We start from the raw sequence: 26,307 nt of genomic DNA, 5'->3' as shown, positions 1-26,307 counted from the left end.
CGCCCGCTGGTGTCCCGTGCTATATCGCGCCGCTTCGTTCCGCCCTGATCCACGACATGGCCTGGCGGAGTCCGCGGACCTCGCCGTCCGCCGTGACGACGCTCGTCCCGAAGGTGTCGCCGTCGTCAATCTGCCCGAGTGCCAACAACTGTCGCCGGATCTCGACCGCTTCGGCCGCCCCGGCGCCGCCGTCGTCGAGCCATTCGTCCAGCGGCCGGAAACTGGTGGTGCGGTGGCCTTCGACCACGTCCAAGGCGTCGGCGCGCAACAGTTCGATGATCTGGCTCTCGGAGAGCGTCGTGGCGTGCCCCGGGTCTCGGACCCGCTGGATCTCCTCGAACCGGTCGTGCGCCGCACCGGAAAGCCCGGTCACATTGTCCGCGACGATGACCTGGCCGCCCGGTCGCACCACCCGCGCCATTTCGGCGACGACGATGTCGGGTCGTTCGACGTGGTGCAGTGCCCGCGTGCACATCACGAGATCGAATGTGCCGTCCGGGAAAGGCAGTTCCTCGATGAGGGCGACGACCAGATTCGCCTGGCTCCCACTGTCATCGGCGCGCGCCTGCCGCAGCATCTCGACCGACGAGTCGACGCCGACGATCGTCGCGCGCACACCGACTTTCGCCGCTACGGCGGCCGCGGCACCGGTTCCGGTGGCCACATCGAGGACCCGCTCGAAAGCCAGCGGGCGGAGCATCTCGGCCAGCAGTTCCCCGTCGAGGCGCCGCGCCTGTCCGCTCGCATATGACTGCGCAATCGTCCCGAACCTCAACTGGTTTCGGGACACCTGCGCGCGGTAGCCATCAGTCATCTGTCACACCTTCGGCGCCGTGCGTGTTGCTGTGATCCCGGGGTCCGGGGAGACGACGAACTCTGATATTCGCCGATATTCACCGGGCCTACGGTACCGTGTATTCACGCAAAACACCGCGTCCGAGCTCCGGGGGGAGATCATCGGGACGGCCTGTTTCGTGGGCCGGTACGCCGGCCGGCGGAAGGTTGCCCGACGTGCTGCCGGCGTCCGTATCGAGGTGCCATGCGGTAGTCACTGGGATCTCGATGGAGGCAGGTGGTCGATGGATGCCGCCGATGTTCGGCGCAGCACCGTGCTGCTGGACTCGCCTCGCACGATGGTCGGGGTGCAGGCCGCCGAGGTCGCCACCGAAGTGGTGACCGCCGCGGCGGGGACGACGACCCCGCGCGTAATCGTCATCGCGGGTAGCGGTTTCGCGGTCCGCAGCTGGTCCGAACCGCTGCTGGCGGCACTGCGGGCGTTTCCGCTGCGTCTGGTCATCCAATCGGGTTTGCCGACACCGGAATCCGTGGCGGAACTGGCTCGCCAGGTGCGGGCACATCGCGCCGACGTGGTCGTCACGGTGGGCGGTGGCAGCGTGATGGATGCGGGCAAAGCCGCTGCGGCGCTGTCGATCACGCGTGATCCCACCCCCGAGTCGGTGGTGCGGGCCTGCGCGGAAGAGGCGCACGCCGAGGGCGTTCCACCGGTCATCGCGCTACCGACGACTCCGGGAACCGGAGCCGAGGCGACACCGTTCGCCACCATCTGGCACCGGGATGAGGGCCGCAAGCTCTCCCTCCGCGGGTCCGCCCTGCTGCCGCTGACGGCCGTGCTCGACCCGGATCTCCTGATCGGCCTTCCCGAAGCACATTTCGTCAGCTGCCTGCTGGACACCCTCGCGCAGGGCCTGGAGGGCGCGTGGTCGATCCGCGCCGACGAACAATCCGAATGGCTGGGCGCCACCGCGTGGGCCCTGTCGGCCGAACTGCTCGACCGGCCGCACGACGACCTGGGCTCGACGGAACGCCATGCCGCGCTGCTCGCCGGACATCTCGCCGGACGCGCGATCGCCATCGCGGGAACCACTGTGTGCCATGCGATGTCGTACTCGTTGACCCTGCGCCACGGGCTCAGCCACGGCCACGCGTGCGGACTCACGCTGGGTTCGGTGCTGCGATACAACGCACTCGTCGACGACGACTGCACCGACCCGCGCGGCGCCCCACGCGTGCGCGGCGCCATCACGCGAGTGGTGCAGGCGGCGGGCACGGACAGCGTCGAGGCGCTGGCCCGCAAGATCGACGAACTGGCACGCTCACCCGCGCTGCCACCGGCCCCCGACATTCGCCACGACGCAACCCGGATCGCCACCGAAGCACTCGCTTACGATCGCGCGGGCAACAACCCCCGCCGCGTGGATGTGGCGGCCCTGACGCGCCTGTTGGCCGGGACCGCGGAGAGGGATTATGCGCGTTGACAATTACAAGGTCATGCACTGGCTCAACACCAGGAAGGTGACCACCGGACAGGTAGCCGAAACCGTCGGCATCGACCACACGCAACTGGAGAAGTTGCTGGCCGACACCGACGAGTGGCCCGACGAGATCGCCGACGCGCTGGCGCGCGCCCTGCAGATCACGCCCGAACAGCTGATCGCCAGCGGCCGATCCGAGCTGACCGTGCTGGTCTGCACCGCGCGGGAACTGCGCGACACCCGGCGGGCCATTCAGCGCGACGGCATTCATTTCTACAACTACTACACAATGGCGGCGCCCCAAGGCGCGGTCGCGCCGGTCATTCTCGACATTCTGTGCCCCGCCGATCGCGTGCCCGCCCTGAACAATGGGCATCTGGAACCCGCGATCACCATCAATCTCGGTCCCGGCGATATTCACGGGCGATGGGGCGAGGAGCTGACCGAGGCGACCTGGCAGGTGATCCATGCCAACGCCGAGTCCGACGAGTGGATCGTCGGCGACTCCTACGTGGAGCCGTCCTACTGTCCACACAGCTACTCGCTGGCCTCCGACGTCCCGGCCCGAATCGTTTCCTACACAGGCCAATCCGCGCTGGCCGGGCTCATGGAGGACGTCAACGACTGGTCCGATCCGGCCGCGAAGACCATGCTCGGCTGGCTGGACGAAACCCTGACACCGCACAAGGTGGCCACCCTGCTGCTTGCTCGTCGCGGGCACACCATAGAGTCGGCCGCGACAAAGCTGGGGGTGCGCGAAACCGATCTGGTCGCGGCGCTCGACGAGGGCGCAGCCGGGTTGTTGCGTGCGCTCGGGACAACGCTCGGGTTCGACTACCGGCTGCTGATCCGACCCGCGAGCAGGCACGATGCGGTAGGCAAGACGTTCAAGGACATCGAAGAGTGTCGCGCGGAGACACGAAACTTCCAGGGCTATCAGGTCACTTCGATGGCTTCCGCCCCGCACTTGCCCGACCTCACCGGACTCTTCCTACGCGTTGCCGGTGACAGCGGCACGGGCCTGTCCGAGCCAGCCGAGTCGCATTACCTCGTGACCGCCGGATCGCCGACGCTGCACTGGACCGGTGCCGACGGGCGCGAAGAACACGCCGAGCTGGAGGTCGACGCGTCGGCCTGGGTGGCCCCCTTCGTGTCCCATCGATGGTCCGGCGACGGTGCGCTGATCAAGCTGGGTTCCGGACGACATCTCGGTTACCTCGACCTGTACGAGCTGACCAATACCTATGCCGCGGTGTCCACTTTGCGGCGCGGCCGCCGGGACAACCGCGGCTGGGGTTACGACTCTTAGATCCAGTTCGCGTCACCAGGGGAGCAAAGATTGCGCGTCGTCTATACCGATCCTGCCTGGGCCCTTGATGATTCGGGTCGGCCGGATCTCACACGGGCCGATATCGAACGAGCGGTCTTCGGCAGCGAGATCGACCTGCGCTTAGGGCTGTTCGACGGTCGATATCTGGTGGCTGGCCGGGACTTTCACGATCACGTGCGTGGTGCCGACGCCCTGGTGATCTACCGCTGCCAGGTCACCCCGGAGCTCCTGGAAGCGGTCGGGCCGACCTGTCGGGTCATCGCGCGCAGCGGAGTCGGCATCGACAACCTGAACGCCCCGCTGCTGGCCGGTACCGGCATCGTGTCGTTCAACGTGCCCGACTACTGCGTCGACGAGGTCAGCACCCACACCCTCGCCCTGCTGCTCGCGCTGGAACGCAGCGTCTGCACGCAGGACCGCCTGGTCAAGTCCGGCCAGTGGAACATCCACGCGGGCGGCGTGCCGCGGCGGGTGGGGACGCGCACCGCAGGCATCATCGGGTTCGGCCGCATCGGCCGCGCGACCGCTCGAAAACTGCAGGCGTTCTACACGAAGATCATCGCCTACGACCCCTACGTGTCGGCCGATCTGATGGCTGGATACGGCGTCACCGCCGCCACCGATCTGGCCGAATTGTTCTCCGCCGCAGACGCTGTCGTGATACACGCGGCCCTGACCGAGGAGACCGACCGGCTCATCGATGCCACGGCACTGGCCGACGTCCGGCCCGGCGCCTTCCTCGTCAACACCGCCAGAGGTCGGCTGGTCGACCCGGCCGCCGTGCTCGCGGCACTCGACTCGGGTCGGCTCGGCGGTTTCGCCTCGGACGTCTTCACGCCCGAGGATCCCAACGACGATCCGACCGCCCGCAAGCTGCTGACCCGGGACGACGTGGTGGTGTCATCACACCGCGCGTTTCTCTCGGTGGAATCCGAGCGCAGTTGCCGACGCCGGATCGCCGAGGGAGTTGCCAACGTTCTGGCCGGCGGGCCACCGCCCGCCGAAGGCAGAGTGACCTGATCCGAGAGGCAGTGCGCGTGATAGAGAACTTCCCTGTTCAGACAGGATCACCGGCGGAGTTCGCGGCCGGTCTGCGGTTGCGCAAGCTTCTTGCCGAACCCGAGCCGTGCTACCTCATGGGGGCGCACGACGGCCTCAGCGCCCGCATCGCGGCAGAGGCCGGGTTCACCGGGATATGGGCGTCCGGCTTGTGCATGTCGACCACGCTAGGCGCCCGGGACAGCGACGAGGTGTCCTGGGGCGAACTGCTCGATCTCGCCGCGCGGGTGGTCGAGGGCGGCGGGGTGCCGGTGCTCGTCGATGCCGACACCGGGTACGGCAATTTCAACACCGCGCGGCGGGTCGCCGCGCGGGCCCAGCAGATCGGCGCGGCGGGGATCTGCATGGAGGACAAGGTCTTTCCCAAGATGAACTCCTACTTCGGCGACAGCCATCCGCTGGCGCCGATCGGTGAGATGTGCACCAAGATCGCGGCCTGCCGGGACAAGGTGGACGCCGAGTTCGTGCTCGTCGCGCGGACCGAAGCACTGATCGCGGGAGCGGGATTGGCCGAGGCGCTGCGGCGTGCGGAGGCATATCGGCAAGCAGGTGCCGACGCCATCTTCATCCACTCGCGGCAACGAACCATCGACGAGATCGCCGAATTCACCAGGGAATGGGATGCTCGGCTGCCGTTGGTGATCGCGCCGACCACCTATCACACCGTCCCCAGGGAGACGTTCGCCGAACTGGGCATCGGCGCGGTGATCTGGGCCAACCAGGCCATGCGGGCGGCAGTGGCGGCGATGCGGGAAGTGTGCCGGGCGCTGCTCGTCGACGGGGCCGCCGCGGTGGAGCCGGGTATCGCCTCGCTGGCGGAAGTGTTCGCGCTCATGGGTTATCAGGACCTGGAGGTCGATGAGGCGCACTACACGGCGTTGGCGAAGAAGTGGGTGGATTCGTGATCGACGCCGACGAACTGCTCGGCGGGCTCGTCGGGCGGGGTGTGGTCGATGTTGTCGGCGTGCCGTGCTCGTATCTGACCCCGCTGATCAACCGGGTGGCGTCCGGGTCTGCCGCGCGGTACCTGCCGGTGACGCAGGAGGGTGAGGCGGTGGCGATCGCCGCGGGCTGCTGGCTGGCCGGGGCCACCGCGTGTGTCATCGCGCAGAATTCGGGGCTCGGCAACATGGTCAATCCGTTGACGTCGCTCAATTACCCTGGGCGCATTCCGGTTCCGTTGATCGTCAGTTGGCGCGGGGAGCCGGGACACCCGGACGAGCCGCAGCACGAGCTGATGGGGACGATCATGCCCGGGTTGTTGGATCTCCTGCGGGTCGGTCATGCGGTGGTACCGGATGAGGCCGCTGAACTCGGTGCGTGTCTGGATGCCGGTTGGGCCGAAATGGACCGGGAGCAACAGCCTTTCGCGTTCATACTGCGCGATGGTGTGCTGAACTCAGAGCAGCTGGAGGAGCCGCCGCTGCATGCTCCTGTGGTTGCGACGGTCAGCCCTTCGCGCAAGGACCGGGATGCGCCTGCCCGGATGGCTGCGCTGGAGTGCCTGCTCGGATCGCTTGTCGATTCGGCTGCCGTGGTGTCCACCACCGGTAAAACCAGTCGTGAGCTGTATGTACTGGCCGACCGGCCGCAGCATTTCTATCTGGTAGGTGCCATGGGATCGGCGAGTGCGGTTGGGCTCGGCGTTGCGCGGCACACTCCCCGACCCGTGATCGTGATCGATGGAGACGGTGCGGCACTCATGCGGCTGGGCACGCTGGCAACCGTCGGTGCGCACGGTGGCCCCAACCTGGTACATGTATTGCTGGACAACAGAGTTCACGACTCCACAGGTGGTCAGCTGAGCCTGGCCGGTCAGGTCGACTTCCCCGCCTTGGCACGGGACTGCGGATATGCCCGCGTGTACGACTGTGCCGACCTTGCCGAATTCGCCGACGCCGTCAAAGCCGCGCAGATCGAGCGCGGGCCGACGTTCATCTATCTGATGATCCGACCGGGATCGATCGCCAAGCTGGGCCGACCCTCGGTTGGCCCGGCGGAGGTGGCGAGGCGGTTCCGGGATTTCGTGAACACGAACCTCGAGGACGTGAATCATGTTTCGTGACGGCGCATTACAGCCCGTATTCGATCAGCTCACCGTGCGTAACCCCTGGACCGGGGAGAGCGTCGGGGTGGTCGCGCGCGACACCGTTACCCAGATGGACGAGGCGGTAAGGAACCTGCGCGCCGCCTGGCGACCACTGCGAGCGGACCGTCGGGCTGCGATCCTCAGTGCGACAGCCGATCTGATCCGAGCGCGATCCGATGAGCTGGCCGAACTGATCTCTCGCGAATCCGGCGTGTGTATTGCCGAGACGCGCAAGGAGACTGAGCGGGCCGCGGCCAATCTTGTCGTCGCCGCGACCGAGACCGAGCGGCTGCGTGGCGAGAGCATCCCGGTGCCTGGCCAGGATCGGTTGGCGCTCACCCTCTTCGAGCCGATCGGGATCGTCGCGGCGATCACGCCGTTCAACCGGCCGCTCAATCAGGTCGTCGTGAAGGTGGCACCGGCTGTGGCCGCAGGCTGCGCTGTCGTGCTGAAACCCTCAGAGAAGACACCACTTACCGCGCTGGCCTTCGCCGAGATCCTGCTCGAGGCCGGGTTCCCACCCGAAAACCTGGTTGTCACAACGGGTGAGCCCGGTGTCATCGGTTCGGCGCTCGCCAGTCACCCGGATGTCGACATGGTCACCTTCACCGGTTCGGTGAGCACGGGGTTGACGGTGTCGAGGGCCGCCGCGGGCAAGAAGGTCCTGCTGGAACTGGGTGGCAACGATCCGCTGATCGTGCTGCCCGACGCCGATCTCGGGCTCGCGGTGCAGTTGGCGGGCCAAGGTGCCTTCGCCACGGCCGGACAGTCCTGTCGCGGGATCAAGCGGGTGATCGTCGTGGGCGACGTGGCCGACGATCTCGTTGCCGGGCTGGTCGAAGAGGCTCGGCGCAAGCGGGCGGGCGACCCGCTCGATCCGGCGACCGATGTCGGGCCGCTCATCAGCGAGGACGCGGCGTTGACCGTCGAGCGACGGATCGCCGACGCGGTCGCCGCGAACGCGAAACTGCTGTACGGCGGGGATCGGCGCGGTTCGCTCATCACGCCCGCCGTGCTCGATCAGGTGCCCGCCGACGCCGAGTTGGTGGTCGAGGAGACCTTCGGTCCGGTGGCACCGGTCATCCGGGTGGCCGACACGGCGGAAGCGATCCGGGTCGCCAACGGGACGCGGTACGGGTTGCAGGCCGGCGTGATCACCGCCGACGTCGGCCAGTTCACCAAGATCGCCGAGGCGCTCCGGGTCGGTGCCGTAAACCTCAATGCGGGACCGCATTTCGATTCGCCGCACATCCCGTTCGGCGGCGTAAAGTCCAGCGGTATCGGCCGCGAGGGCATCCCCTATTCGATCCGGGAGATGAGCACCATCAAGACCGTCACGCTCCCCTACCCACTACAACAAGGTTAGGACGAACCGATGACCGCGGAACCGGAAGCCAATCCCAACTATCAAACGCTGTTTCGGCTCGAAGGGAAACGGGCCCTCGTGATCGGCGCGGGCAGCGGCATCGGCCGCGAATCGGCGCTCGCGCTCGGGGCGCTCGGCGCGGAAGTAGTGTGTGCCGATATCGACCTCGAGCGGGCCGAGGAGACCGCGAAGCTGGGCGGCCTTGCCACCGCCATCCAGTTGGATGTGCGGGATGCGGAGGCCGTCGAAGCGGCCGCCGCAACGCTGCCGGAGTTGGACGTGCTCGTCTTCACCACCGGGCGCAACGTCCGCAAGCGGCTGCTCGATTACGCGGTGGAGGAGTTCGACTCCGTCGTCGACCTGAACCTGCGCGGCGCCTTCCACATTCTTCGGGCGTTCGGTAGGGGCATGGTCGCGCGCGGGGGCGGGTCGATCATCGGTATGTCATCTATCCGGGCGATCACCGTGGAACCCGGGCAGGCCGTGTACGCGGCGACGAAAGCGGCGCTGCTCCAGCTGATTCGCGGGGCGGCCGCGGAGTTCGGTCCGGCCGGAGTTCGGGTGAACGCGGTCGCGCCCGGGGTGGTGCGCACCCCGCTGACCGACCCGATCTTCTCGGTGCCGGAGTGGCAGGAGGCGTACGCGTCGAAGAGTGCGCTCGGCCGGTGGGCGCAGCCGAGCGAAATCGCCGGGGCGGTCGCCTTTTTGGCGGCGGACGCGTCCAGCTTCGTCACCGGGACGATGCTGTACGTCGACGGCGGCTGGACCGCCATCGACGGCCGCTACGAGCCGCCGCGCTAAGCCAGCGAATCGACAAGCAGCACCGCGTCTTTGACGAAGGTGCCCATGTCGGATGCCTCGAACAAGAGGTTCATCGGGAGCTCGGTGGCGAATTCCGCACGCAGCGCGGACATCAGCTCACCGGCGAGTAGTGAGTCGCCGCCGAGTTCGTAGAAGTTAGCGGTCGGTTCGGTGTAGCCGGTGCCGCAGACGCGGCCGACGACGATCCATATTCGGTCCTGCATGCTCAGTCCTTTCGCCGCAGTTTGCCGGACGGGGTCCGGTGCACGTTGTCGACGATCTCGATCGTTCGGGGCGTCTGGGCTCTGGTCAGCTCCGCGCGGCAACTGTGCCATAGCTCGGCCGAGACCTGTTCTGCGTCACCACTATTCAGGCTGACCTCGGCATACACGACCTCGCCGAGCGCGGGATCGGGCATCGCGCGGACGCGGACGTCGCGGACGGCGGCGTTGCGCTCCAGGACTCGCTCGATGTCGCGGGGAAAGACCTTGACGCCGCCGACGTTGATGGCGTCGTCCTTACGTCCGACGAAGGTCACGTAGCCTTCGGCATCCTGCCACGCGAGGTCGCCGACGCTGAAATGCCCGGCCGACTCCGCCAGTTTCGGTCCCGTGCCGAGATATGTTGGCTGACCGGCATTCTCGTCGGACATGAACAGCTCGCCGGTGGTACCTACCGGCACCTCCTGCCGGAACTCGTCCAAGATTCGAATCGAACAGTGGATCGGGCGTCCGACGGAGCCGGGATGCGCCAGCCACTCGTCGCCGCGGATGCTGAGGACGCCGATCCGTTCGACGCTGCCGTATTCCTCGTACACCTTGGTCGGCTCGACCAGTTCCAGCCAGCGGCGTTTCACCGACTCCGGGCACCGCGCGGCGGTGTGTACGACCAGTCGGAGCGAGGAGAACCAGCTGCTGTCCATGCCGGAGGCTTCGATGAGCGTGCCCATCTGCGCGGGTACGGTCCGAAAGACTCCTACCCGTTCGGATTTGAGCAGCTCTAGGAACAGCTTGGGCGAAGCGTTGCCCGGGATGATGATGCGGTGGCCCAGCGCGAGTCCGTGGTAGAGCGCGCCGAAACCCGCGTGGTAGAGCGGGAGTCCGACGATCTGGGTCTGATCGTAGGCCATTCCCCGGTCGCGCTCCTTGCTGCTGAGCGGTCCCACCTCGGGGTACGCCCATGGACGGTTTCTGATGATGAGTTTGGGCACGCCGGTGGTGCCGCCGGACAGCGACACCGACCTCGGCAGTCCATCTGTCGGGAGGGCCGAAATCGGTTCTCCGCGTTGATGATAGGAAATCAGGTCCAGATCGCTACCTTCGACCACCCAGCCCCGGGGATACCGATCGACGATGTCGCGCTTCGCCGCATCCGACCATCGGTGGTCCACCGGGAGCACGGCGACGCCTATCTCCCACAACGCCAGCGTTGCCACAACGTGACCGATGCCCGGCGGAAGTGCTACCGCGGCAACGTCTCCCGCGCGCAGGCCACTCTCGCGGTAGACGTCGGCCCGCTCGTGCATTCTCGTCGCGAGTGCGCACCAGGTGATCTCATCGCTGGTGGCAGCGGTGAAGCCGCGGACTCTTACGGCGCAGTCCAGCGGCCGGTCCGCCGCCGTCTTCGCGACGAGCTCACCGATCGAAACCTTGCCTGCCATACCTCATCATCCGTTGCTGACGACGTATTCGTCGGCAATGCGCAAGGCATCATCCAACAACGCCATGCCTTCCCGGATCTCCGCTTCATCGATGATCAGCGGCGGGCACACCAGGATGAGGTTCCAGTGGGTGAGCAGGTACAGGCCCTTGCGGAAGGCCTCGGCGGTCAGCCGCGTCATCGGTTCGGCGGCCGCACTGTCGGGGTTGAACGGGACGAGCGGTTCCTTGGTCTCGCGGTTGACGACCAACTCGAGGCCCCAGAAACAGCCGCTACCGCGGATGTCGCCGATCGATGGATGCCGTTCGGCCAGTTTGCGCAGTTCCGCCTCGATCAGCGGTCCCAGCCGGTCCGCGCGCTCGATGAGCCGTTCTTTGTGATAGACGCCCAACGCGGCTACCGCTGCCGCGCAAGCGACAGGATGGGCACTGTGGGTCAGGCCGTAGGGGAAGACCGAGTCCTGGAGCCAGCCGGACAGTCGGTCGCTCACGGCGACGGCCGCGAGGGGCAGATAACCAGCGGTCAGCCCCTTGGCGCAGGTGATGATATCGGGGACGACGTCCCAGCGGTCGCAGGCGAACCAGCTTCCGGTGCGGCCGAATCCGGTCATCACCTCGTCGAAGATCAGCATGATCCCGTGTTCGGTGCACACCTCACGGATCGCCTGCAGGTAACCGTCGGGCGGGACGATCACGCCGTTGATGCCGGTGACCGGCTCGATGATCACCGCCGCCACGTTCTCCGCGCCCTCGTACTGGAGCAGTTCCCTGAGGTGCGGCGCGCCCGAGCACACCGGGCACGGCGTGGGATGGCCTGCCGGGCAGCGATAGGTGTACGGGTCGAGCATCCGTACTACGCCAGGCATTCCGGGTTCGCCGACCCACCGGCGCGGCTCACCGGTCAGCGTGAGGGCACCCGCCGTGCTGCCGTGATACGAGCGGTAGCGCGCGATGACTTTGCTGCGGCCGGTGTAGGCCCGGGCCAGCCGGATCGCGGCCTCGTTCGCCTCGGTTCCGCTGCAGGCGAAGAAGAATGAGTTGAGGTCACCAGGGGTGACCTCGGCGAGGCGATCCGCCAACTCGTCGACCACCTCGATATCCCACGGGCGACCCAGTGTCGCCGCGGTGGCCACCTGCTTCTGCACGGCCTCCTGGACCTCGGTGCGGCTGTGTCCCAGGTTGGCGTTGACGAGTTGTGAGCCGAAGTCGAGGTAGGACCGTCCGGCGGCGTCGAAGAAGCGGCAGCCGTCGCCGCCGACGATCCTCGGTGGCGGTTCCACACCCTGCCGCGACCACGACTGGATAACCCGTCCTCTGGACTCTCCCATGTGAGACACCTCCGATTACATTGGTACTGCGGCGATTCCGACTCAGCGAATGGCGACGCGACGCTGACTTCCCGGGTCGAAAGCGAACGTCGCGATGATCGATAGGACGCTCGCCCACCCGCTGAGCACGAGCAGGTTCGGCGCGATGCTCGCGAGGCCGCCGTGCTGTGCGAGCACACTTTTCATGCCGTCCACCGCCCAGTACTGCGGGGTCAGCGGGGCGAGCGGGCGATTCCACGCGGGCATCAGCCGAACCGGCACCACGGCGCCACCGACGACACCCATGCCGAGAACGACCAGCTGGCAAAGGTTTTGCATGGCCGAGACGTTGCGGGTGAGCGAGATCAGCACCAGGCCGAGGGCGATGGCGGTCCAGGCGATGGTCAGGATGAGGACGACCAGGGCGAGTAGCGATCCGTTGATGGTGCCGCCGAACAGGATTCGTCCGGTGACGATCAACAGGACCATCTGCACGATCGAGAGGATGAAGTAAGGGATCGCGAGCTGAATCGCCATCATTCCTCTGGACAGGCCGCTGGTTCGTACCAAACTCCATGCCCCAGAGGCGTGTTCGCGGTAGTGCGAGGTGCCCATGAACATCATGACGTAGAAGCCGAACATGATCGTGAAGCCGGGGACCGTCTGGTTCGCCCCCGCGCTGCCGGTGATTCCGGCGAAGGCGTCGCTGAGCAGGGCCTGCATCAGGAGCGGGGCGGCGAAGAGGAAGACGAACAGGGTGGGGTCCTGACGCCATGTCGCCAGCTCTTTTCGGAGGAAAGCCCAGGTGATCGTCATAGCTGACGCTCGATGACCTGCAGGAACGCGTTCTCCAGGGAGACAGGAACCGCTCGCACGTCCTTGATGGGAAGGTTGCTCTCGTCGAGCAGCCGGACAATCGTGGGGAGCAGGTCGGCTTGCTGCGTTGCGACCCGAACGCGCCTGCCGTGCAACGTAATACCACTCTCAGGTAGTGCATCGCGCAGGAGAGCCGCCACGGCAACCGCCTCGTCGCTGACGATCTCGCAGTACGGGCTGGCATGTTCCGCGACAAAGCTTTTCACGTCGGCCGTGACCAGGATGGAACCGGCATTGAGCACACCGATTCTGTCGCAAAGGATTTCGGCTTCGTCCAGATGGTGGGTCGTGTAGAGGATGGTCGAGCCTTCGCCGCGTAGTTCTCTGAGCAGGTGGTGGATGGCGTGGCGAGAATCGATGTCGACGCCGGTGCTCGGTTCGTCCAGCACCATCAGCGGCGGCGAATGCACGATGCCCATGCCGATCGTCAGTCGGCGACGCTCGCCGCCGGACAGGTGCGCGCCACCACGATTCGCGATCGGGCCGAGGCCGAGACGCTCCATCACCTCGGCCGCGCTGCGCTGCGCGGTGGCGCGTGGCATCCCGCGCACGACCGCCGCGAAATGCAGGTTCTGCCATACCGTCATCGCCAGGTAGACCGTATTGTCTTGCGGGACATAGCCGATGCGGCGACGCAGCCGCCGGCCGTGCCTGCGCACGTCGGTATCGAATACCTCCACCCGGCCCGCCGTCGGCTTGACCAGGCCGCAGATGATGTCCAGAGCAGTCGATTTTCCTGCACCATTGCGGCCGAGGAGGCCGAAGATCTCGCCGCGCCCGATCGCTATGTCGACGTTGTTCAGCGCGACTACCGAGCCGTACGTCTTGCGTAAGCCCGCTACTCGGACAACCGGTTCGTCGGCTACGTCCATGACGTGGCCTGATGTCGCGTCACGATCGAGCGGACCAGATCTCGATAGTGGACGGCTCGCCCGTAACACTGGGTCATCAGGACCGCGCCCACGCCGCTGGGGATGTGGTGCACGAAGCTGGTGGCGGCGCGGCCAAGCCAACCTACGGTTTGCGCGTGCGGGTCCAGCGCGGCCCAGGTCGGATCGCTGCTCGGTACGTGCAGGCCGTAGGCGAAGCCGTAGCCCGGACCCGGGATGTAGTCGGGACCGCCGCCGGCCAGCGGTCCGATCTGATCGACGAAGAGTTGCCGAGTGATGGGGCCCAGTGCCGGGATGGCAAGTTGGCCGTTGTCGTCAGGAGCCAACGCGCACAACAGCTTTGCGAAGTCGATGGCGGTGGAATAGCCGCCCGACCCGGCCGACAACCAGGCCGGTCGTTCCTGGTGCGTCACGAGCCCGGGTGGTGTGACGAACGGCTGCGCGACACGGTCAAGATCCGCTGCCCGGACACTGAATCCCGTGTCGCGCAAGCCAAGTGGGCGGCAGACCCGCTGATCGATGATCTCGTCGAGTGGCCGGTTGTCGGCTACTTCGAGGATGCGGCCGAGGACATCCATGGCCATGCCGTACTCCCACACCGTCCCGGGATCGGCGGCAAGCGGCTGTCGCGCCATTGTGCGCACGACGTCGTCGAGGGTCGGTAGCTCGGACCGGTGGTCGTATTTCTGCAGCTCAGACTGCTCGTAGTACGGCTTGATGTTCGCCGAGGTGTGGTAGCCGCCGCCGATGCCCGCCGTCTGTCGCATCAAGTCCTCGACCAGCAGCGGGCGAAGCGGCGGTCGCAATGCGCCTGCCTCCTCGACGCGGGTGTCGGTGAAATACGGCAGCCACTCGGCGACCGGATCCGACAATCGCAGCCGGTCTTCGGCCACCATCAGCAACGTCGCCAGCGCGGTGAAGACCTTCGTCATCGAGTAGATGCGAAAAATGGCGTCGCCCGGCATCGGTCGCGCGCTGTCCGGATCGAGGGTGCCGACGGCCTGGAAGTCGATCAGCGACCCGTTCTCCGTGACCGCGAGGACCGCGCCCGGTATCCGGCGCGCTGCGACATCGGCCGATACGGCCTCCAGCAGCTCCGTCATCATGTCCATAGTCGCCTCCCGCGCCCCCGGACGCCCCACTTACCTGCCAGGACGCCTATACCGCCACGTTGTCGATCAGGCGGGTATTCCCGACCCAGATCGCCGCCACCAGCCGGTTACCGGGGCCGACCACGCGGACCGGGTCGAGCGTCTCGCCGTCGACCAGCTCCAGGTAGTCGATCCGCCGCACACCCGCCTCCGTCAAGGCCGCACGTCCCTCGGCGAGCACAGCGGCAACCGCCCCGGTGTCGGCCCGCAGCTTCGGCGCGAGCTCCGACAAGACCCGGAACAGCGCGGCCGCGATCGGCCGCTCAGCCTCGGCAAGGTAGGCATTTCTGGACGAGAGCGCCAAGCCGTCCGGCTCCCGCACCGTGGGCACCGCCCGCACCTCGAGCGGCAACCCCAGGTCACGGACCACCGCCCGCAGCACCACCAACTGCTGAAAATCCTTCTCCCCGAGATACACCGCCGTCGGCGCGAGCAGAATCAAAATCTTCGACATCTCGGTGGTGACGCCGGCGAAATGGGTCGGCCGCCCCTCGCCACACAGCACGCCCGACAGCCGCGGCACCGCGACCGTCAACCCGAAACCGGGCGGGAACAGCTCATCCGCCGTCGGCAACCACGCGATATCGGCCTCCACCTTCTCGCAGAGAGCCAGATCCCGCTCTTCGTCCCGCGGGTAGGTGTCGAAGTCCTCGTCCGGCCCGAACTGCAGCGGATTCACGAAGATCGACGCCACCACCACGTCATCGCGCACCTTGGCCTCGCGAACCAGCGCCAAGTGTCCCTCATGCAGCGCACCCATCGTGGGCACATAACCGATGCTCTTACCCTGCGCACGAGGTTCCGCCAGGGCACGCCGTAGCTCCGCAGTACTCCTGACAACGATCATCGCGGCGCTTCCCTCAGCAGCACGGCTCGCGGAAGCCGCCGCCGTGGACGTACGCAAACCCCCACGCTCGATACATCCGCCGATCCTAACAAGGAGTCCCGCCCCACATTCTCGAATTCGACTTACTCCGAACGGTTTTCGGCAGAACCCGAGTCGCTCGCTCCCCATGATCCCACGGAACCCGACACAAGAAATCCCCCCGACCGGGTGTGAAGTCGAGGGGATCTTTGTGGTCCCAGCTGGTTCGAAGACCCAGAGGATCGACGACTACGGCGTGGCCTCGGCCGCCGCGGCGTAGCGTTACCCACACAGATCCAGCCGAGAGACGAAACCAGTATGGGTTTTTGGAAACGCCTTCGCCGACCACGTTGCGGCGGAATGTATATCGAGGACGACGCCCTCTACACGCAACGATCCTGGCGTGACCCCGAGTTTTCACCGGCCGACCAGTCCGTTGAAGCCGTCTGACCAAAAGGCCACAATCCCCCGATAAGCACCTTATCTCGGCTGCCGCGTTATCGAACCACGCGCGTGGTTCACGCATGAAACATCCAGGAGAACAGCATGATTCGCAAGATAGCCGCCGCTACAGTCCTCACCGCCGCGCTCGTCGGTGCAGGTACGGGCATCGCGCAGGCCGAAACCCCGACGCAACAGCCTGCTGTTCAGCCGGTCGCCGCAGGACAAACGCAGGCCATCGTCGGAGGCCAGGTCGGGACGGTTGTCGGAACCGTCGTCGGTGTCGGGGTCGGTGCGGTCGCCGGCGGGACGTTCGCCTGCATCGTCACCCTTCCCGTGTGCCCCGTCTCCGCGGTCGTCGGTGTTGTCGCCGGTGGTATCGCAGGTGGAGTGATCGGCGCCACCGCAGGCGCCGCGGCGGGTAGCGCGCTCGGCGCGCAGATCCCCGGCTGAGCTTCAGGGCTGGTTGACGTCGAAGAAATCCACCGACATATGCGGGGACGATAGTTGTAGGCTGCCGCAGACTGATCCCGGTTGATCCAGGCGCTGCCGATGGTGACCCGCAGATACGAGAAAGCCCCTGACCTTCGCCTCGCGGCCAGGTCAGGGGCTGTTTCTTGTGGTGGACCTGACTGGACGATATTCGAAACGCGCTGACCTGCAGAAACTCGAAACGGCACGGGCCAAGATCGACGCCGGACGCCCATCAGGAGCCCCACGCGCACGGAAGACAGCCACATCTCAACCTCGCACGCCACGGAACGTCGAGCGACGACTGGCCAGCACGACAGTCGAAGAACTGATCCAGGTCTACCGCGACGGCGTCTCCACCGCGCAACTCGCCACCCGATACGAGATATCCAAAACCGCAGTCCTCGCACTTCTCCCCAAACGCGGCGTAGCCCGACGGCGCCAGTCGATGACCACAACCGACGTCGACCACGCCGAACGCCTCTACCTCGCCGGCCACTCACTCACCAGCTGCGCCAGGCACACCGGCTTCCCCGCGAGCACCATCAGAGACGCCTTCCGCAAACGCGGCACACCCATGCGACCGGCCGGAGGACGCCACCGCGGCCCGTGATGTCGCCTACTCCGGCGTGTCGACGCGCCGGAAATCAGCGAGTTTCACCGCACCGGCAATCGTCCAGCGATCAGTGTGCTGTTGCTTCGCCCCGGACAGGCTCAGTGGTGCGATGTGGCGCATGGTGCCGCTACGTCGTGCGTTGATTTCGGTGACATAGTTCCTGGTCGCGGTCGACAATCCACTCGATGCACAGCCAGCCGCGCGGCAAGCGCCGGTTCGTGAGGCCAATAGTGGGGAGATAATCCACGTAGTGAGACGAGAGGCACACCTGTCACCGGCAACCGACGCCGACCTTGATGTGATTGAGCCCTGGCTGTGCAATCGCAGCATCCGTCGATGGCTGGACGGCTATCCGATCAGAGACATGCGGGATCCCACTACCACGGTCAGTGACCCGATCGGAAGCGGCTATCTAGCTCGCACACATAAGTGGGTGGTTCGCGAAGCCAGCTGCGCCGACGAGCCACCCCTTGGTTTCATTTCGGCAGAAGTGTACGGAGTCGGCAGCATCGGCACCGACGGCTGGATGGTTGGAGCTCCGTTTTACGCGAAACTGTTGTATTTCGTAGCTCCTGGCCAGCACAGCAAGGGGATCGGTACGAGCATGCTGCATGCAGCGATCGATGCTCCGGAGGTCTGCAACGTCATCGAGTTCCGATGCGGAATCGCCTCCAGGAACCTGCCCAGCCGACGGGTCGCACTTAGAGCCGGCTTCCGTCGCCAACCGGAGGCGCGTGATCATCCACGCAAGAAACGACGCATGCTCAGCTACGTCTTCCGGAGGGCCACTTCAGATCTTGGCTCGGCCGTTCTCCTTGCGATGGCGGCCGTGCTCCCGCTATCGGAGCCTGTACGGACAATTCCGTTCCCGCTTTCAGAGCCGGAAGCGTTCGCCCGATCCTCCACGCGGAGTTGCTCAACTGGATGAACGCGTTGCGAAGTCGATGATCGACACCATCGAACGAGCCGAGGAGGAGCTCGCCGAAGAGCTTTCGAAGCCTCCTGCGGGAGATTTGGCACAGCACTGGCGCGACCTCGGCGGGACGCTGCCTGACCCAGTCTGACCCCCGGAAACATAGGTTATAAGTGGTCAGAGTCGGCTCGGTTCGAAGGGCTGCACCGCGAAGAGGTCACGCCCTTACCGGAGTCAGTGTCGACTATTACATAGGCCTGGACCAGGCCCACGTGGTGAAGGCTTGTTCTGACGGTGCCGCACTCGGCACCGAAAGTCTTGTTGTGACTACGGATCAGAAGATTAAGAGTCCAGCCGAACTGCATCAGAATGACGCGAACGACACCTCAACCTGACGCTCTCCTTGGCGTCACCACACACCCAACCTCGGGACTCGACAGCCGCTCCACGTGCCCCCCGGCGCGCAGACCAACCCGAAACCTGGAGCACTGGATCGAGGCTAAGCGCGCAGGCCGTGGTGGAACGCGGTCAAAGAACTCGATGCCGACCACGGACCACAAGTTAGCGCAGCCCTCCGTTGGTCCGTGATAGACCAACGGAGGGCGAGGGTTTCGCGCGATCTAGTCGCTCGTGAGTGATGTTTTCAGAAGGTGCGGACAGCGGTCCTCACCGCTGGTCGAGGTATCTGTTCACTGTGGGTGACTATCGGGTTGGGGTGGTTGATGGCCGACTTGGGGCCGGGGTAACGCTCCTGGTCGGTGTCGGAGTCGGTCTAGCAGTCGGGGTCGTCGGCTGGGCTGGGGCATCGGGCACCTCCGACGGGAGGCTTGCCGGATCAGGCAGTTTTGGTCGTGTGCCCTCGTCGCCGAACGGTTTTTCATGGGCGATGGCGTTCCGCATGCGTTTGACCGACTCCGGTTCAGCGTCACGATTGGCTGGATTGTTGTCGGCCCGCTTTGCGGCAGCGGCGTCTGGACCAACGAGTTCCTGGGTGCCTAACCCGGTCGCTATGGTGAGCCATTTTTTCTCGGCGTAGTAACGCGCAATGAACAGGTAGGTCTTCTCGGTAGAAATCAATGGCATGTTGTTGACGACGATGAGGTCGCCATTATGTGCGGTACCGCCGAATTGATTGACCACCACTTTAGCAGGCAAATCGCCCTTGAGCTGGCCCACGACCGACACACGGAACTGGGTCTCTGGTACTCCGGGCATTCTGGACTCCGAAGCCTCGGTGTGTAGCAGCTGCTCGACTGTTCCGACGAAGATTGCATCGGCCCAGCCGGCGACTGCCTCGCGGTCGGCGGGGTCGACAGCCAAATCGCTGGTGACGTTGACGATATTCACCGGTGGCAAGGGCGGTTCCGAGGCGGGCCCGCAACCTGCCACGACCGCTGCCACAATCGAGGTGGCAATCAGGAGAACGACTCGTACCGATGCTGACTTGATGGTTGAGTGCATATCAGGACGCTCCCCACATCGCCTGGTAGGAACGGTTATCGATAGGACCGAATTGGAGTCGCTCTGTGACACGGGCGAGCATGATGTTGTCCTCGCAACTGTGGTGTAGCCCCAGAGCATGCCCCATCTCGTGCAGAAGGACGTTGCGGTTCCGGTCGCCGCTGTAATAGGGTTGGTCCATATAGTACGTATTGAGCCTAAGCCCGAGGCCCCTGATATAGTTTCCGACGAACTCGCCGTCGCCGATGTTCACATCCTGCACAATCAATACAGGTTCACGGTCACCGACCGTCGCCACTTTCACACGGCCCTTCGAGTTCCACTGATTGACCGCATTGTCGAATTCGGCCCTGTATTTGGACTGATTGAAGATGGTCAGCTGGGGTGTCGGGCCCGGGGCGACCGACGAGAACGACTTGGCGTAGAGCGGGTTCTTGAAGTTCCAGGTGATCACGTCGTTTTCGAAGGATTGACACTTTCCCTCGTACCCGCTCGTGCCCGCCGCGTCCCCGCCGTTGACTTCGTCGGTGGTCGGGTACCCGTATCGTCCGTTCTCCCACCCGGCCTTCACCCACTGGTCGCGGATCGCTCCCCACACCGCGTGGGTCTGAGTGCGCGGGGAATAGTAGATCTCGCCCCCTTCCATGTGCTGGCCAGCGCCGTTGTCGCGGGTGGCGAACTCGTCGCTGGTCGGGAAGCCGAGCCGACCGTTCTCCCAGCCGTAGTTGCCCCACTTGCCGAAAATCGCCCCCCAGATGCTGTGTGCTCCGGTGTTACCTGACCAGTAAATCGCCCCGCCCTCGAAGTTGTTGAACCGTCCCGGCTTCCCGGCCGCCACTTCCCTGCTCGTCGGATACTTCAACGGCCCGTTCTCCCAGCCGAGTTCACCCCATTTGTCTCGAATACTACCGCCGATCTGATGCGCGTGACCGTCGGTGACCCGCGGATGCCAGTAGATGGAGCTGTTCTTCTCGAAGGCCTGCCAGCGGCCGCCGCGGCCGGCGTCGGATTCCGGGTTGGTCGCGTTGCCGAAGAAGTCGAGTCCCCCGGTCTCATCGTATTCGACCTTGATCGCGCCGCCAATGGGATACACGTCGCGCGGTCGCGCGGACGCTCCGACCGGGTCGAGAGCGAGCGTGATGATCGTCGCGAGAACGGCAGCGACCCGGAACACGCGAGTACTCCGCCGACAGCGACCATGGTGTTGCTGAATGGATTTCATAGCCCCTCCTTTTCACCCTCATCACGAGAGGTTTCATTTCTTTGCCTCGAAATCCCCACTAGCCCAAGAGAATAGTCTCACCGCTGCGAATTTGACTGTGGCCAGTCGGATTGCCTAAAGATATATTGCCTAGGCAGCCCATCGAAACTCCCCGTTCGTGTATGACCCAGAAAAATGCGGCGCATAGGAGAATTTCATCAGCCAGCAGATGGAACCCCCTTTTTGAATGGCTGACACCACCCGCCGCCGAAATTATGGGACCACGGAGAACTGCATCTACGCCAGACATCTCGACTGGAGAACAACAACTGGGGACGCGACTGGCCGGCACTGCTCGAGGTGTTCGAGCAGTGCCGGGCGGCGGCACATGCGGCAACCGAACGTCTCCCGATGCCGACCCGACGACGGGGTCATCCCCGCGTGCGCGGGGCGCACGAGTGCCGACCTTGGAATTGCCGCCAGACATCGGGATCATCCCTGCGCGTGCGCGGGGAGCACTCATCGATAGCGTCCAGGACACCCTGCTCGGGCGGATCATCCCCGCGTGCGCGGGGAGCACACTTCTTGACCTACCTGTTCTCGTCTCAGATCAGGATTTCCTGATCGGTTTGCTCAGCGCGAAGCACCAACCCGACGCTACTGCCGAACGGCTCTTCGTATGGACAAGATTGTGGCGGTGATCGGCGCATAGAAGCGAGGGCGTGAACCCCGTACATAGCACAGGCCTAAACGAGTGGTCGCTCAAGCGATCAACAAACGGGGGTCCTCCTCGTCGAACCCCTCGCACCGACGACTGCCCCTGGCAGTCCCTCGCAGTGCCAGGATGATGGTTCTCCTGGGGCTCGCCTCCATCATTCGTCAGCACACGAAACACCCTAAGACCCTCACCGATCTTCCCGGCCGCGTTCTCGAGCTGCTCGGGCGGCAGATACTTCCCGAAGGCCGCCGCATCGAGCAGCTGGTCGCGGACCTGCTCAAGATTCATCGTCGCCCAGTCTCGGCGTGACAGTTGAGACATGGCCCGACAATACCGTGCATCGAACGAACGTTCGACACTAATTCAGCCCGATCTGGCTCGCACCGCCGAGGCCGAGTTCGGTGTCGTTCCGATGGCGGCAATCTCACGACCGCACTCCGCCAGCACTGCTCGCTGAGAACTCGGCCACCCACGGCGTTTGAGATGTCGAACTCCGGACCGAATTCGAGAGTCCAACGATGGAAGGTCAAGCTAGGCACGCGCCTTAGCTGACATCTGCAGAGATAGGAAGACGGAGGCGACCAACATGCGTAGACACGAATCCACTCCAACCCCAAGCCGTTACGTATCGATCGGCAGTGCAGCCGACCGCGCCAGTGTCAGCAAGGACACGATCCGCAGGATGATTGCCGCTGGCGAACTGCACGCGTATCGGTTCAGAGGCCAGATACGCATCGCGATCGAAGACATCGACAGCGCCATGCGCCCGGTGCGATGAAGCAGATGCCGGGGACCATGATAGGCACCCTATTGCACGCATATTGCACGAAAGCGGCATGTAATCGCGAAAATACGCTTTCACCTGCCGCTTTGCTGTGGACCTGGCTGGACGGTATTCGAAACGGGCTGACCTGCAGAAACTCGAAGCTGCACGGGCCAAGATCGAGGCCGGGCGGCCCGCGGCGCTCCCCCGCCGACGCAAACAGCCACCCGCCGCCCGACCTCGCGTGCCCCGCAACATCGAGCGACGACTCACCTCGACGACCGTCGAAGAACTGATCCAGGCATACAACGACGGCGCTTCTACCGCCCAGCTCACCACCCGCTACGGGATATCCAAGACCGCGGTCCTCACACTGCTGACCAACCGCGAAGTCCCCCGGCGCCACCAGTCGATGACCACCCACGACATCGACCATGCCGAACGGCTCTACCTCGCGGGCCACTCACTCGCCAACTGCAGCAAGCTCACGGGGTTCCCTGCCAGCACCATCAGAGACGCCCTGCGCACACGCGGTACGCCCATGCGACCAGCCGGAGGCCGCCACCACGGCCCGCGATAGGCGCACCCAGTCGGCGTGTCGACACGCCAAACATCGACGAGTTTCGTCACCCGAGCAATCAGGCAGCAATCCAATTTGTCACGGATCCCCAAATCCTCGCTACCGGAGACCACCATGCAAACCAGGGCGGTCCGCGACTGACTCAGTGCAGATTTGGGGTTTAAACCAACCGGTACGCGGCAAATAACGGGACAGTCACACAAGTCCAGCTAGAGCTCAAAGACATTGCACCACAGACTAACCAGCACCACGCACGGTCATCCATTTATCCGACACATGACAGTTTCTGAAGTGACCTCACAGTTTTCAAGCGCGTAGACAGATGATGTAGACCTACGACGTTGACACTCAAGCGAATTGGGCGTGTACTAGATATCTGCGATCCGTGCTCGTAAACGTACTGAGACAGCTGACGCGCATGATGAGGCAGATAACGCGCACGATGCCCCAGCTGCGCACCGCATCGTTTGACCCAGGATGACGAGGACTGACGTAGACCCAACGTCTATGGGATACGTCCAATCGTGGTCCTGAAGTTCAGAAGGGCTCCAGCTGATTGACACCAGTCGGAGCCCTTCTGCGTGGTCGATCGAGGTTCTCGCCAGCGCCTTATCTCGACAACGAGGTGTCGTCGCCATCGTTGAGGCTGACACCGTTGCACTCAAGCCGGTCGATGCTCCTGGTCTCCGGGACCACTGTTCCATCCCGAGTCTCGGGCCGCCAAACGCACGGGTGGCTGAACGTCCACTCTTGCCGCATGGCGCGCGGTTCGAAGCCGCCATGCGGCACGCTCGAAAGATCAACTGACGGAGATGATCTCAGCCGGACTCAACGCACTAGATTGCCGAATATCGTGCGCCCGTTGCGGTACCGGGCATCTGGTCGAGGCCGAAAGCCCCACCCTGGCGGGTGCGGCAATGATCAAGGACCCAAATGGGTTCTCGCGCAGCAGCAGCGGAGGTAGCACTATGGCGGTCTTCGATGTCAACAACAGGTCGACCTGGAACTGGGTCAACGGCGGGCAGGTGACATGCGTGCTGCCGTGGGACCAGGACGAGTATCACCTCGACCCAGCCGACAGAGCATCGTTCTACGAATGTTCGAACGGCGTCGCGCATCGCACGCCGTGTGCACCTGGGACGGTGTTCAACCCCGAAATCGGCGTGTGCGTCTTGCCCAAGGACATCAGCGAAGCGCAGATCTACAACTGGGCGGTCACGAACGGCCGGGTCGCACCGGATCAGAGGTAGACGACCGGCACAGCGCGAGCTGTGCGCCCACGAACGAGCCGTGCACCCAACCGATACCGACATCGCGAGGAGGACAGCCGAGCGTATCCCTGCCGGAATTGGAGTCCTGCAAGGCTTTCCAGGCCAGAGGAGGCCAGGCTACGTGACCGGCGGGGGTTGCACGAACACCACGCTGTCAGGAATGGCACCGACCCGCGGCGGTGGTGTGCGCTCGACGTCGGTCGATTGTTCGGGTTCGGGGCTGTCGATGGCGGACTGGGTTTCGTCGACCGGCTCGGGATCGTCGCCGGGGTTGTCGATCATGGGGCCACCTTGTTTCGGTCGGACCGTTCCAATCCATCAAGTATCGCAGGGATTCTCGATGAGAATCCCTGAATGGCCGGATGCTGATCGCCAGTCTGACGTAACGTCCGCCTCTCGGCCGAACGTCTGTATCGCCGCCGGGCGGGCGCTGGCCGACCGTCCAAATTGGCTGGCTGACAGCATGGGAACGCGCCATCTCTGCCGCCAATTGCCGTGCGGGTTAAGGCATTCGGGATATGTCGCTTGGTTGAGCCGACTACCGTTTTTGGGGCAGGCCGACAGCGGGTCGACCTAGCGAGCAGGCGCGCTATGTCCGACATCACGCCAGAAGCTCCGAGTACCGATCTCGGTTCGATCGAAGGAACCGCAGGCGGTGCAGAATCGACCGACCTGGGCGAGATCACGGTGACCGAGATCCAGTCCGAGGCGGCAGGATTGACCGTCGTGCCGCTCGGGGAGATCGAGCGTGAGGATGTCGGCACGTTCAGCGTGCGCTACAACGGCACCGTGCCTCAGCTCGTCAGTGGCGGGTCGATCGTTCCCTCGCTCATCTCGGTGGTCGACGGTTCGGGCAAGGTCGTCGCCGAGTACACCGCCCGCGCAGTGGATCCGGCGGCAACACCCCCCAAGGCCCGCGCTCTGCCGATTGACCAGAACCAGCTTGTTGGCTGTGCAGGCCCCAATTGCAAACCGATCTCGCTGCGCTCGTAGGACTCGTCAACGCCATTTCTCACCGGAATAGGTGCTGTAGGTAGGGGTTGACCTCGGGTACGGACGCGTCGAGTATCTGCTCGTGGTCCAGACCCGGGTAGTTGCGCAGGTCCACGCGGACGCCGTTGGCTTGCAGTTCTGCGACTTGCTTCCACACCGCTGGCGCGGGCACGTCGAGGTCGTTGGTGCCCTGCACGACCATCAGCGGGCGGTCGTATCCGGTGGTGGGAACGTCGAACACCGGGCGGGCTGTTCGCTCGAAATCACCGTCGGTCAGAGGTTTCGCGAAGACGTCGGCCAGCGGGACATGCGTCATCTCGTCGGCCATGGGGTAGTTGCACAGTCGGGCACCGTCGGCCATGGCCTGGCGGCCCAGCGGAGTGAGGTAGCTGTCGAGGTCGAATTCGGGGCGTGCTGCCTTCAAACCGCCGAGGGCGTAGATGAAGTAGGCCTTCATGGCCGGCGGCAGGACGTCGGATATCCCGGGGCGACCGAGTAGCAGCATCGTGTCGGTGACGCTGGAGCCGGGCGCGAATGCCACCGCGCCGCGATAGTCCAGTTCCGGTGCGTAGCTGGTCGCCAGCGACGCGGTGAACAGGGTGGTGTTCCCGCCCTGGGAGTGACCGACCGCGACCCATGCGGGGGTGAGCGAGTCGTTGATCGTATGCGCGGCGCGGATCATATCCACGGACGCCTGAGCTGCGGCGCGACCGTCGAGATAGGCGTGGTCACCGCCGGTACCCAGGCCGATGTAGTCACTGGCCGCGACGGCATAGCCCTGCACAAGCAGGGAGTGCATGTAGTCGCGGGCGTCGGGGAAGCCGGTCTCCGACGGCGCGCACGCGTTGGAGCGGCCAGTGGTGCCGTGTTCCCACGCCACCAACGGCCACCCACCCGCGGGTGGTGTTCCCGCCGGAATGAGCAGCACCCCACTCGACAGCGCCGGGCGATTCAACGAGTCCCGCGTCCAATACACCACCTTCTTCGCCACCGCTGCACCGGGAATCCGCTGATAGTCGGCCATATCGCCGACCTGGGTGACCATGCCCGGCACGTCGGAGGGAGCGGCGTGGGCGGGAGTGGCTGCCATGGCGATGGCCGTGGCAGTGACCGCTGCGGCCAGAGCGGCCGGGATCTTGCGGTGCACGATGATAGCTCCTCCCATGTTGGGCAACGTTGTTATGCAACGCTGTTGTATGACACTGTTGTCCAGG

General features: G+C 64.9%; 27 protein-coding genes. 14 read left to right on the top strand and 13 right to left on the bottom strand.

Features of this window, described 5'->3' with window-relative positions; all coding sequences use genetic code 11:
* Window positions 1–19 precede the first annotated feature (19 nt).
* Window positions 20–814, bottom strand: coding sequence for a class I SAM-dependent methyltransferase (locus ACIBK2_RS12820; protein WP_396966619.1), 795 nt, complete (start codon window positions 812–814; stop codon window positions 20–22).
* 265 nt (window positions 815–1,079) lie between these two features.
* On the opposite strand from ACIBK2_RS12820, the gene ACIBK2_RS12815 reads away from it, so the two are divergent.
* From ACIBK2_RS12815 to ACIBK2_RS12785, 7 genes are read left to right on the top strand one after another with little or no spacing between them, the layout of a single operon-like run.
* The gene (locus ACIBK2_RS12815; RefSeq protein ID WP_396966617.1) at window positions 1,080–2,276 is read left to right on the top strand and encodes an iron-containing alcohol dehydrogenase; all 1,197 of its coding nucleotides are present in this window, start codon (window positions 1,080–1,082) and stop codon (window positions 2,274–2,276) included.
* Entirely contained in the window at window positions 2,266–3,582 is a 1,317-nt protein-coding gene (locus ACIBK2_RS12810; RefSeq protein ID WP_396966615.1) for a helix-turn-helix domain-containing protein, read from the top strand. The genes ACIBK2_RS12815 and ACIBK2_RS12810 overlap by 11 nt, the downstream gene beginning before the upstream one ends.
* 30 nt (window positions 3,583–3,612) lie before the next feature.
* The gene (locus ACIBK2_RS12805; RefSeq protein ID WP_396966613.1) at window positions 3,613–4,623 is read left to right on the top strand and encodes a C-terminal binding protein; all 1,011 of its coding nucleotides are present in this window, start codon (window positions 3,613–3,615) and stop codon (window positions 4,621–4,623) included.
* 17 nt (window positions 4,624–4,640) lie between these two features.
* Window positions 4,641–5,567 (top strand): isocitrate lyase/phosphoenolpyruvate mutase family protein, encoded by a 927-nt coding sequence (locus tag ACIBK2_RS12800; protein ID WP_396966611.1) that lies wholly within the window; start codon window positions 4,641–4,643, stop codon window positions 5,565–5,567.
* Window positions 5,564–6,727: a phosphonopyruvate decarboxylase gene (aepY, locus tag ACIBK2_RS12795; protein WP_396966609.1), complete on the top strand. Its 1,164-nt coding sequence runs from the start codon at window positions 5,564–5,566 to the stop codon at window positions 6,725–6,727. Before ACIBK2_RS12800 ends, aepY begins: the two co-directional genes overlap by 4 nt.
* Complete coding sequence (locus ACIBK2_RS12790; RefSeq protein WP_396966607.1) at window positions 6,717–8,117, top strand: aldehyde dehydrogenase family protein; 1,401 nt, start codon at window positions 6,717–6,719, stop codon at window positions 8,115–8,117. Before aepY ends, ACIBK2_RS12790 begins: the two co-directional genes overlap by 11 nt.
* Window positions 8,118–8,126: 9 nt before the next feature.
* Window positions 8,127–8,918: an SDR family NAD(P)-dependent oxidoreductase gene (locus tag ACIBK2_RS12785; RefSeq protein WP_396966605.1), complete on the top strand. Its 792-nt coding sequence runs from the start codon at window positions 8,127–8,129 to the stop codon at window positions 8,916–8,918.
* Here ACIBK2_RS12785 and ACIBK2_RS12780 read toward each other — a convergent pair.
* Genes ACIBK2_RS12780 through panC form a run of 7 tightly spaced genes read right to left on the bottom strand, consistent with a single transcriptional unit; the run spans window position 8,915 to window position 15,647 of the window.
* Window positions 8,915–9,142 carry an acyl carrier protein gene (locus ACIBK2_RS12780; RefSeq protein ID WP_396966603.1) on the bottom strand — a complete coding sequence of 76 codons (228 nt, stop codon included), beginning with the start codon at window positions 9,140–9,142 and terminating at the stop codon, window positions 8,915–8,917. The genes ACIBK2_RS12785 and ACIBK2_RS12780 overlap by 4 nt on opposite strands.
* A gap of 2 nt (window positions 9,143–9,144) precedes the next feature.
* The gene (locus ACIBK2_RS12775; RefSeq protein ID WP_396966600.1) at window positions 9,145–10,578 is read right to left on the bottom strand and encodes a class I adenylate-forming enzyme family protein; all 1,434 of its coding nucleotides are present in this window, start codon (window positions 10,576–10,578) and stop codon (window positions 9,145–9,147) included.
* A 6-nt stretch (window positions 10,579–10,584) separates the two neighbouring features.
* Window positions 10,585–11,904 (bottom strand): aminotransferase class III-fold pyridoxal phosphate-dependent enzyme, encoded by a 1,320-nt coding sequence (locus ACIBK2_RS12770; RefSeq protein ID WP_396966598.1) that lies wholly within the window; start codon window positions 11,902–11,904, stop codon window positions 10,585–10,587.
* A 42-nt stretch (window positions 11,905–11,946) separates the two neighbouring features.
* Window positions 11,947–12,699, bottom strand: coding sequence for an ABC transporter permease (locus ACIBK2_RS12765; RefSeq protein WP_396966596.1), 753 nt, complete (start codon window positions 12,697–12,699; stop codon window positions 11,947–11,949).
* A complete protein-coding gene (locus tag ACIBK2_RS12760; RefSeq protein ID WP_396966594.1) occupies window positions 12,696–13,631 on the bottom strand; it encodes an ABC transporter ATP-binding protein in 936 nt (311 codons plus the stop codon). Before ACIBK2_RS12760 ends, ACIBK2_RS12765 begins: the two co-directional genes overlap by 4 nt.
* Entirely contained in the window at window positions 13,622–14,761 is a 1,140-nt protein-coding gene (locus ACIBK2_RS12755; RefSeq protein ID WP_396966592.1) for a serine hydrolase domain-containing protein, read from the bottom strand. The genes ACIBK2_RS12760 and ACIBK2_RS12755 overlap by 10 nt, the downstream gene beginning before the upstream one ends.
* Before the next feature lie 46 nt (window positions 14,762–14,807).
* Window positions 14,808–15,647 (bottom strand): pantoate--beta-alanine ligase, encoded by an 840-nt coding sequence (gene panC / locus ACIBK2_RS12750; RefSeq protein ID WP_396966590.1) that lies wholly within the window; start codon window positions 15,645–15,647, stop codon window positions 14,808–14,810.
* 564 nt (window positions 15,648–16,211) lie between these two features.
* On the opposite strand from panC, the gene ACIBK2_RS12745 reads away from it, so the two are divergent.
* From ACIBK2_RS12745 to ACIBK2_RS12735, 3 genes are all read left to right on the top strand, one after another.
* Entirely contained in the window at window positions 16,212–16,559 is a 348-nt protein-coding gene (locus ACIBK2_RS12745; RefSeq protein ID WP_396966588.1) for a hypothetical protein, read from the top strand.
* Window positions 16,560–17,025: 466 nt separating this feature from the next.
* Window positions 17,026–17,190 carry a hypothetical protein gene (locus ACIBK2_RS12740; protein ID WP_396966586.1) on the top strand — a complete coding sequence of 55 codons (165 nt, stop codon included), beginning with the start codon at window positions 17,026–17,028 and terminating at the stop codon, window positions 17,188–17,190.
* Between the two features lie 253 nt (window positions 17,191–17,443).
* A complete protein-coding gene (locus ACIBK2_RS12735; protein WP_396966584.1) occupies window positions 17,444–18,121 on the top strand; it encodes a GNAT family N-acetyltransferase in 678 nt (225 codons plus the stop codon).
* Between the two features lie 687 nt (window positions 18,122–18,808).
* Here the strand turns inward: ACIBK2_RS12735 and ACIBK2_RS12730 are convergent.
* From ACIBK2_RS12730 to ACIBK2_RS12720, 3 genes are all read right to left on the bottom strand, one after another.
* On the bottom strand, window positions 18,809–19,567 hold the full coding sequence (locus tag ACIBK2_RS12730) for a hypothetical protein (RefSeq protein WP_396966581.1): 759 nt from the start codon (window positions 19,565–19,567) through the stop codon (window positions 18,809–18,811).
* Window position 19,568: 1 nt separating this feature from the next.
* Window positions 19,569–20,789, bottom strand: a complete 1,221-nt coding sequence (locus ACIBK2_RS12725; RefSeq protein ID WP_396966579.1) for a hypothetical protein — start codon at window positions 20,787–20,789, stop codon at window positions 19,569–19,571.
* Window positions 20,790–21,378: 589 nt separating this feature from the next.
* The gene (locus tag ACIBK2_RS12720) at window positions 21,379–21,774 is read right to left on the bottom strand and encodes a DUF6374 family protein (protein ID WP_396966577.1); all 396 of its coding nucleotides are present in this window, start codon (window positions 21,772–21,774) and stop codon (window positions 21,379–21,381) included.
* A 298-nt stretch (window positions 21,775–22,072) separates the two neighbouring features.
* On the opposite strand from ACIBK2_RS12720, the gene ACIBK2_RS12715 reads away from it, so the two are divergent.
* From ACIBK2_RS12715 to ACIBK2_RS12705, 3 genes are all read left to right on the top strand, one after another.
* Window positions 22,073–22,264 (top strand): excisionase family DNA-binding protein, encoded by a 192-nt coding sequence (locus tag ACIBK2_RS12715; RefSeq protein WP_396966575.1) that lies wholly within the window; start codon window positions 22,073–22,075, stop codon window positions 22,262–22,264.
* A gap of 229 nt (window positions 22,265–22,493) precedes the next feature.
* A complete protein-coding gene (locus ACIBK2_RS12710; protein WP_396966573.1) occupies window positions 22,494–22,829 on the top strand; it encodes a hypothetical protein in 336 nt (111 codons plus the stop codon).
* Window positions 22,830–23,797: 968 nt separating this feature from the next.
* Window positions 23,798–24,079 (top strand): carbohydrate-binding module family 14 protein, encoded by a 282-nt coding sequence (locus ACIBK2_RS12705; RefSeq protein ID WP_396966571.1) that lies wholly within the window; start codon window positions 23,798–23,800, stop codon window positions 24,077–24,079.
* A gap of 138 nt (window positions 24,080–24,217) precedes the next feature.
* Here the strand turns inward: ACIBK2_RS12705 and ACIBK2_RS12700 are convergent, their stop codons facing one another.
* Entirely contained in the window at window positions 24,218–24,382 is a 165-nt protein-coding gene (locus tag ACIBK2_RS12700; RefSeq protein WP_396966569.1) for a hypothetical protein, read from the bottom strand.
* A 309-nt stretch (window positions 24,383–24,691) separates the two neighbouring features.
* Between ACIBK2_RS12700 and ACIBK2_RS12695 the strand changes: the two genes are divergently transcribed.
* On the top strand, window positions 24,692–25,093 hold the full coding sequence (locus tag ACIBK2_RS12695; RefSeq protein WP_396966567.1) for a hypothetical protein: 402 nt from the start codon (window positions 24,692–24,694) through the stop codon (window positions 25,091–25,093).
* Between the two features lie 19 nt (window positions 25,094–25,112).
* On the opposite strand, the gene ACIBK2_RS12690 is transcribed toward ACIBK2_RS12695, so the two are convergent.
* The gene (locus ACIBK2_RS12690; protein ID WP_396966565.1) at window positions 25,113–26,258 is read right to left on the bottom strand and encodes a lipase family protein; all 1,146 of its coding nucleotides are present in this window, start codon (window positions 26,256–26,258) and stop codon (window positions 25,113–25,115) included.
* Between the last annotated feature and the right edge of the window lie 49 nt (window positions 26,259–26,307).

This window comes from Nocardia sp. NPDC050175 (genome assembly GCF_044459885.1).
Taxonomy (GTDB): domain Bacteria; phylum Actinomycetota; class Actinomycetes; order Mycobacteriales; family Mycobacteriaceae; genus Nocardia.
This window is presented reverse-complemented; position numbering and strand designations above follow the sequence as displayed.

Bases quoted from the DNA above. Each gene is read 5' to 3' on its own strand.
- ACIBK2_RS12820 (WP_396966619.1), bottom strand. From the start codon at position 814: ATGACTGATGGCTACCGCGCGCAGGTGTCCCGAAACCAGTTGAGGTTC.
- ACIBK2_RS12815 (WP_396966617.1), top strand. From the start codon at position 1,080: ATGGATGCCGCCGATGTTCGGCGCAGCACCGTGCTGCTGGACTCGCCT.
- ACIBK2_RS12810 (WP_396966615.1), top strand. From the start codon at position 2,266: ATGCGCGTTGACAATTACAAGGTCATGCACTGGCTCAACACCAGGAAG.
- ACIBK2_RS12790 (WP_396966607.1), top strand. From the start codon at position 6,717: ATGTTTCGTGACGGCGCATTACAGCCCGTATTCGATCAGCTCACCGTG.
- ACIBK2_RS12785 (WP_396966605.1), top strand. From the start codon at position 8,127: ATGACCGCGGAACCGGAAGCCAATCCCAACTATCAAACGCTGTTTCGG.
- ACIBK2_RS12780 (WP_396966603.1), bottom strand. From the start codon at position 9,142: ATGCAGGACCGAATATGGATCGTCGTCGGCCGCGTCTGCGGCACCGGC.
- ACIBK2_RS12775 (WP_396966600.1), bottom strand. From the start codon at position 10,578: ATGGCAGGCAAGGTTTCGATCGGTGAGCTCGTCGCGAAGACGGCGGCG.
- ACIBK2_RS12770 (WP_396966598.1), bottom strand. From the start codon at position 11,904: ATGGGAGAGTCCAGAGGACGGGTTATCCAGTCGTGGTCGCGGCAGGGT.
- ACIBK2_RS12765 (WP_396966596.1), bottom strand. From the start codon at position 12,699: ATGACGATCACCTGGGCTTTCCTCCGAAAAGAGCTGGCGACATGGCGT.
- ACIBK2_RS12760 (WP_396966594.1), bottom strand. From the start codon at position 13,631: ATGGACGTAGCCGACGAACCGGTTGTCCGAGTAGCGGGCTTACGCAAG.
- ACIBK2_RS12755 (WP_396966592.1), bottom strand. From the start codon at position 14,761: ATGGACATGATGACGGAGCTGCTGGAGGCCGTATCGGCCGATGTCGCA.
- panC (WP_396966590.1), bottom strand. From the start codon at position 15,647: ATGATCGTTGTCAGGAGTACTGCGGAGCTACGGCGTGCCCTGGCGGAA.
- ACIBK2_RS12745 (WP_396966588.1), top strand. From the start codon at position 16,212: ATGATTCGCAAGATAGCCGCCGCTACAGTCCTCACCGCCGCGCTCGTC.
- ACIBK2_RS12740 (WP_396966586.1), top strand. From the start codon at position 17,026: ATGACCACAACCGACGTCGACCACGCCGAACGCCTCTACCTCGCCGGC.
- ACIBK2_RS12730 (WP_396966581.1), bottom strand. From the start codon at position 19,567: ATGCACTCAACCATCAAGTCAGCATCGGTACGAGTCGTTCTCCTGATT.
- ACIBK2_RS12725 (WP_396966579.1), bottom strand. From the start codon at position 20,789: ATGAAATCCATTCAGCAACACCATGGTCGCTGTCGGCGGAGTACTCGC.
- ACIBK2_RS12720 (WP_396966577.1), bottom strand. From the start codon at position 21,774: ATGAATCTTGAGCAGGTCCGCGACCAGCTGCTCGATGCGGCGGCCTTC.
- ACIBK2_RS12715 (WP_396966575.1), top strand. From the start codon at position 22,073: ATGCGTAGACACGAATCCACTCCAACCCCAAGCCGTTACGTATCGATC.
- ACIBK2_RS12705 (WP_396966571.1), top strand. From the start codon at position 23,798: ATGGCGGTCTTCGATGTCAACAACAGGTCGACCTGGAACTGGGTCAAC.
- ACIBK2_RS12700 (WP_396966569.1), bottom strand. From the start codon at position 24,382: ATGATCGACAACCCCGGCGACGATCCCGAGCCGGTCGACGAAACCCAG.
- ACIBK2_RS12695 (WP_396966567.1), top strand. From the start codon at position 24,692: ATGTCCGACATCACGCCAGAAGCTCCGAGTACCGATCTCGGTTCGATC.
- ACIBK2_RS12690 (WP_396966565.1), bottom strand. From the start codon at position 26,258: ATGGGAGGAGCTATCATCGTGCACCGCAAGATCCCGGCCGCTCTGGCC.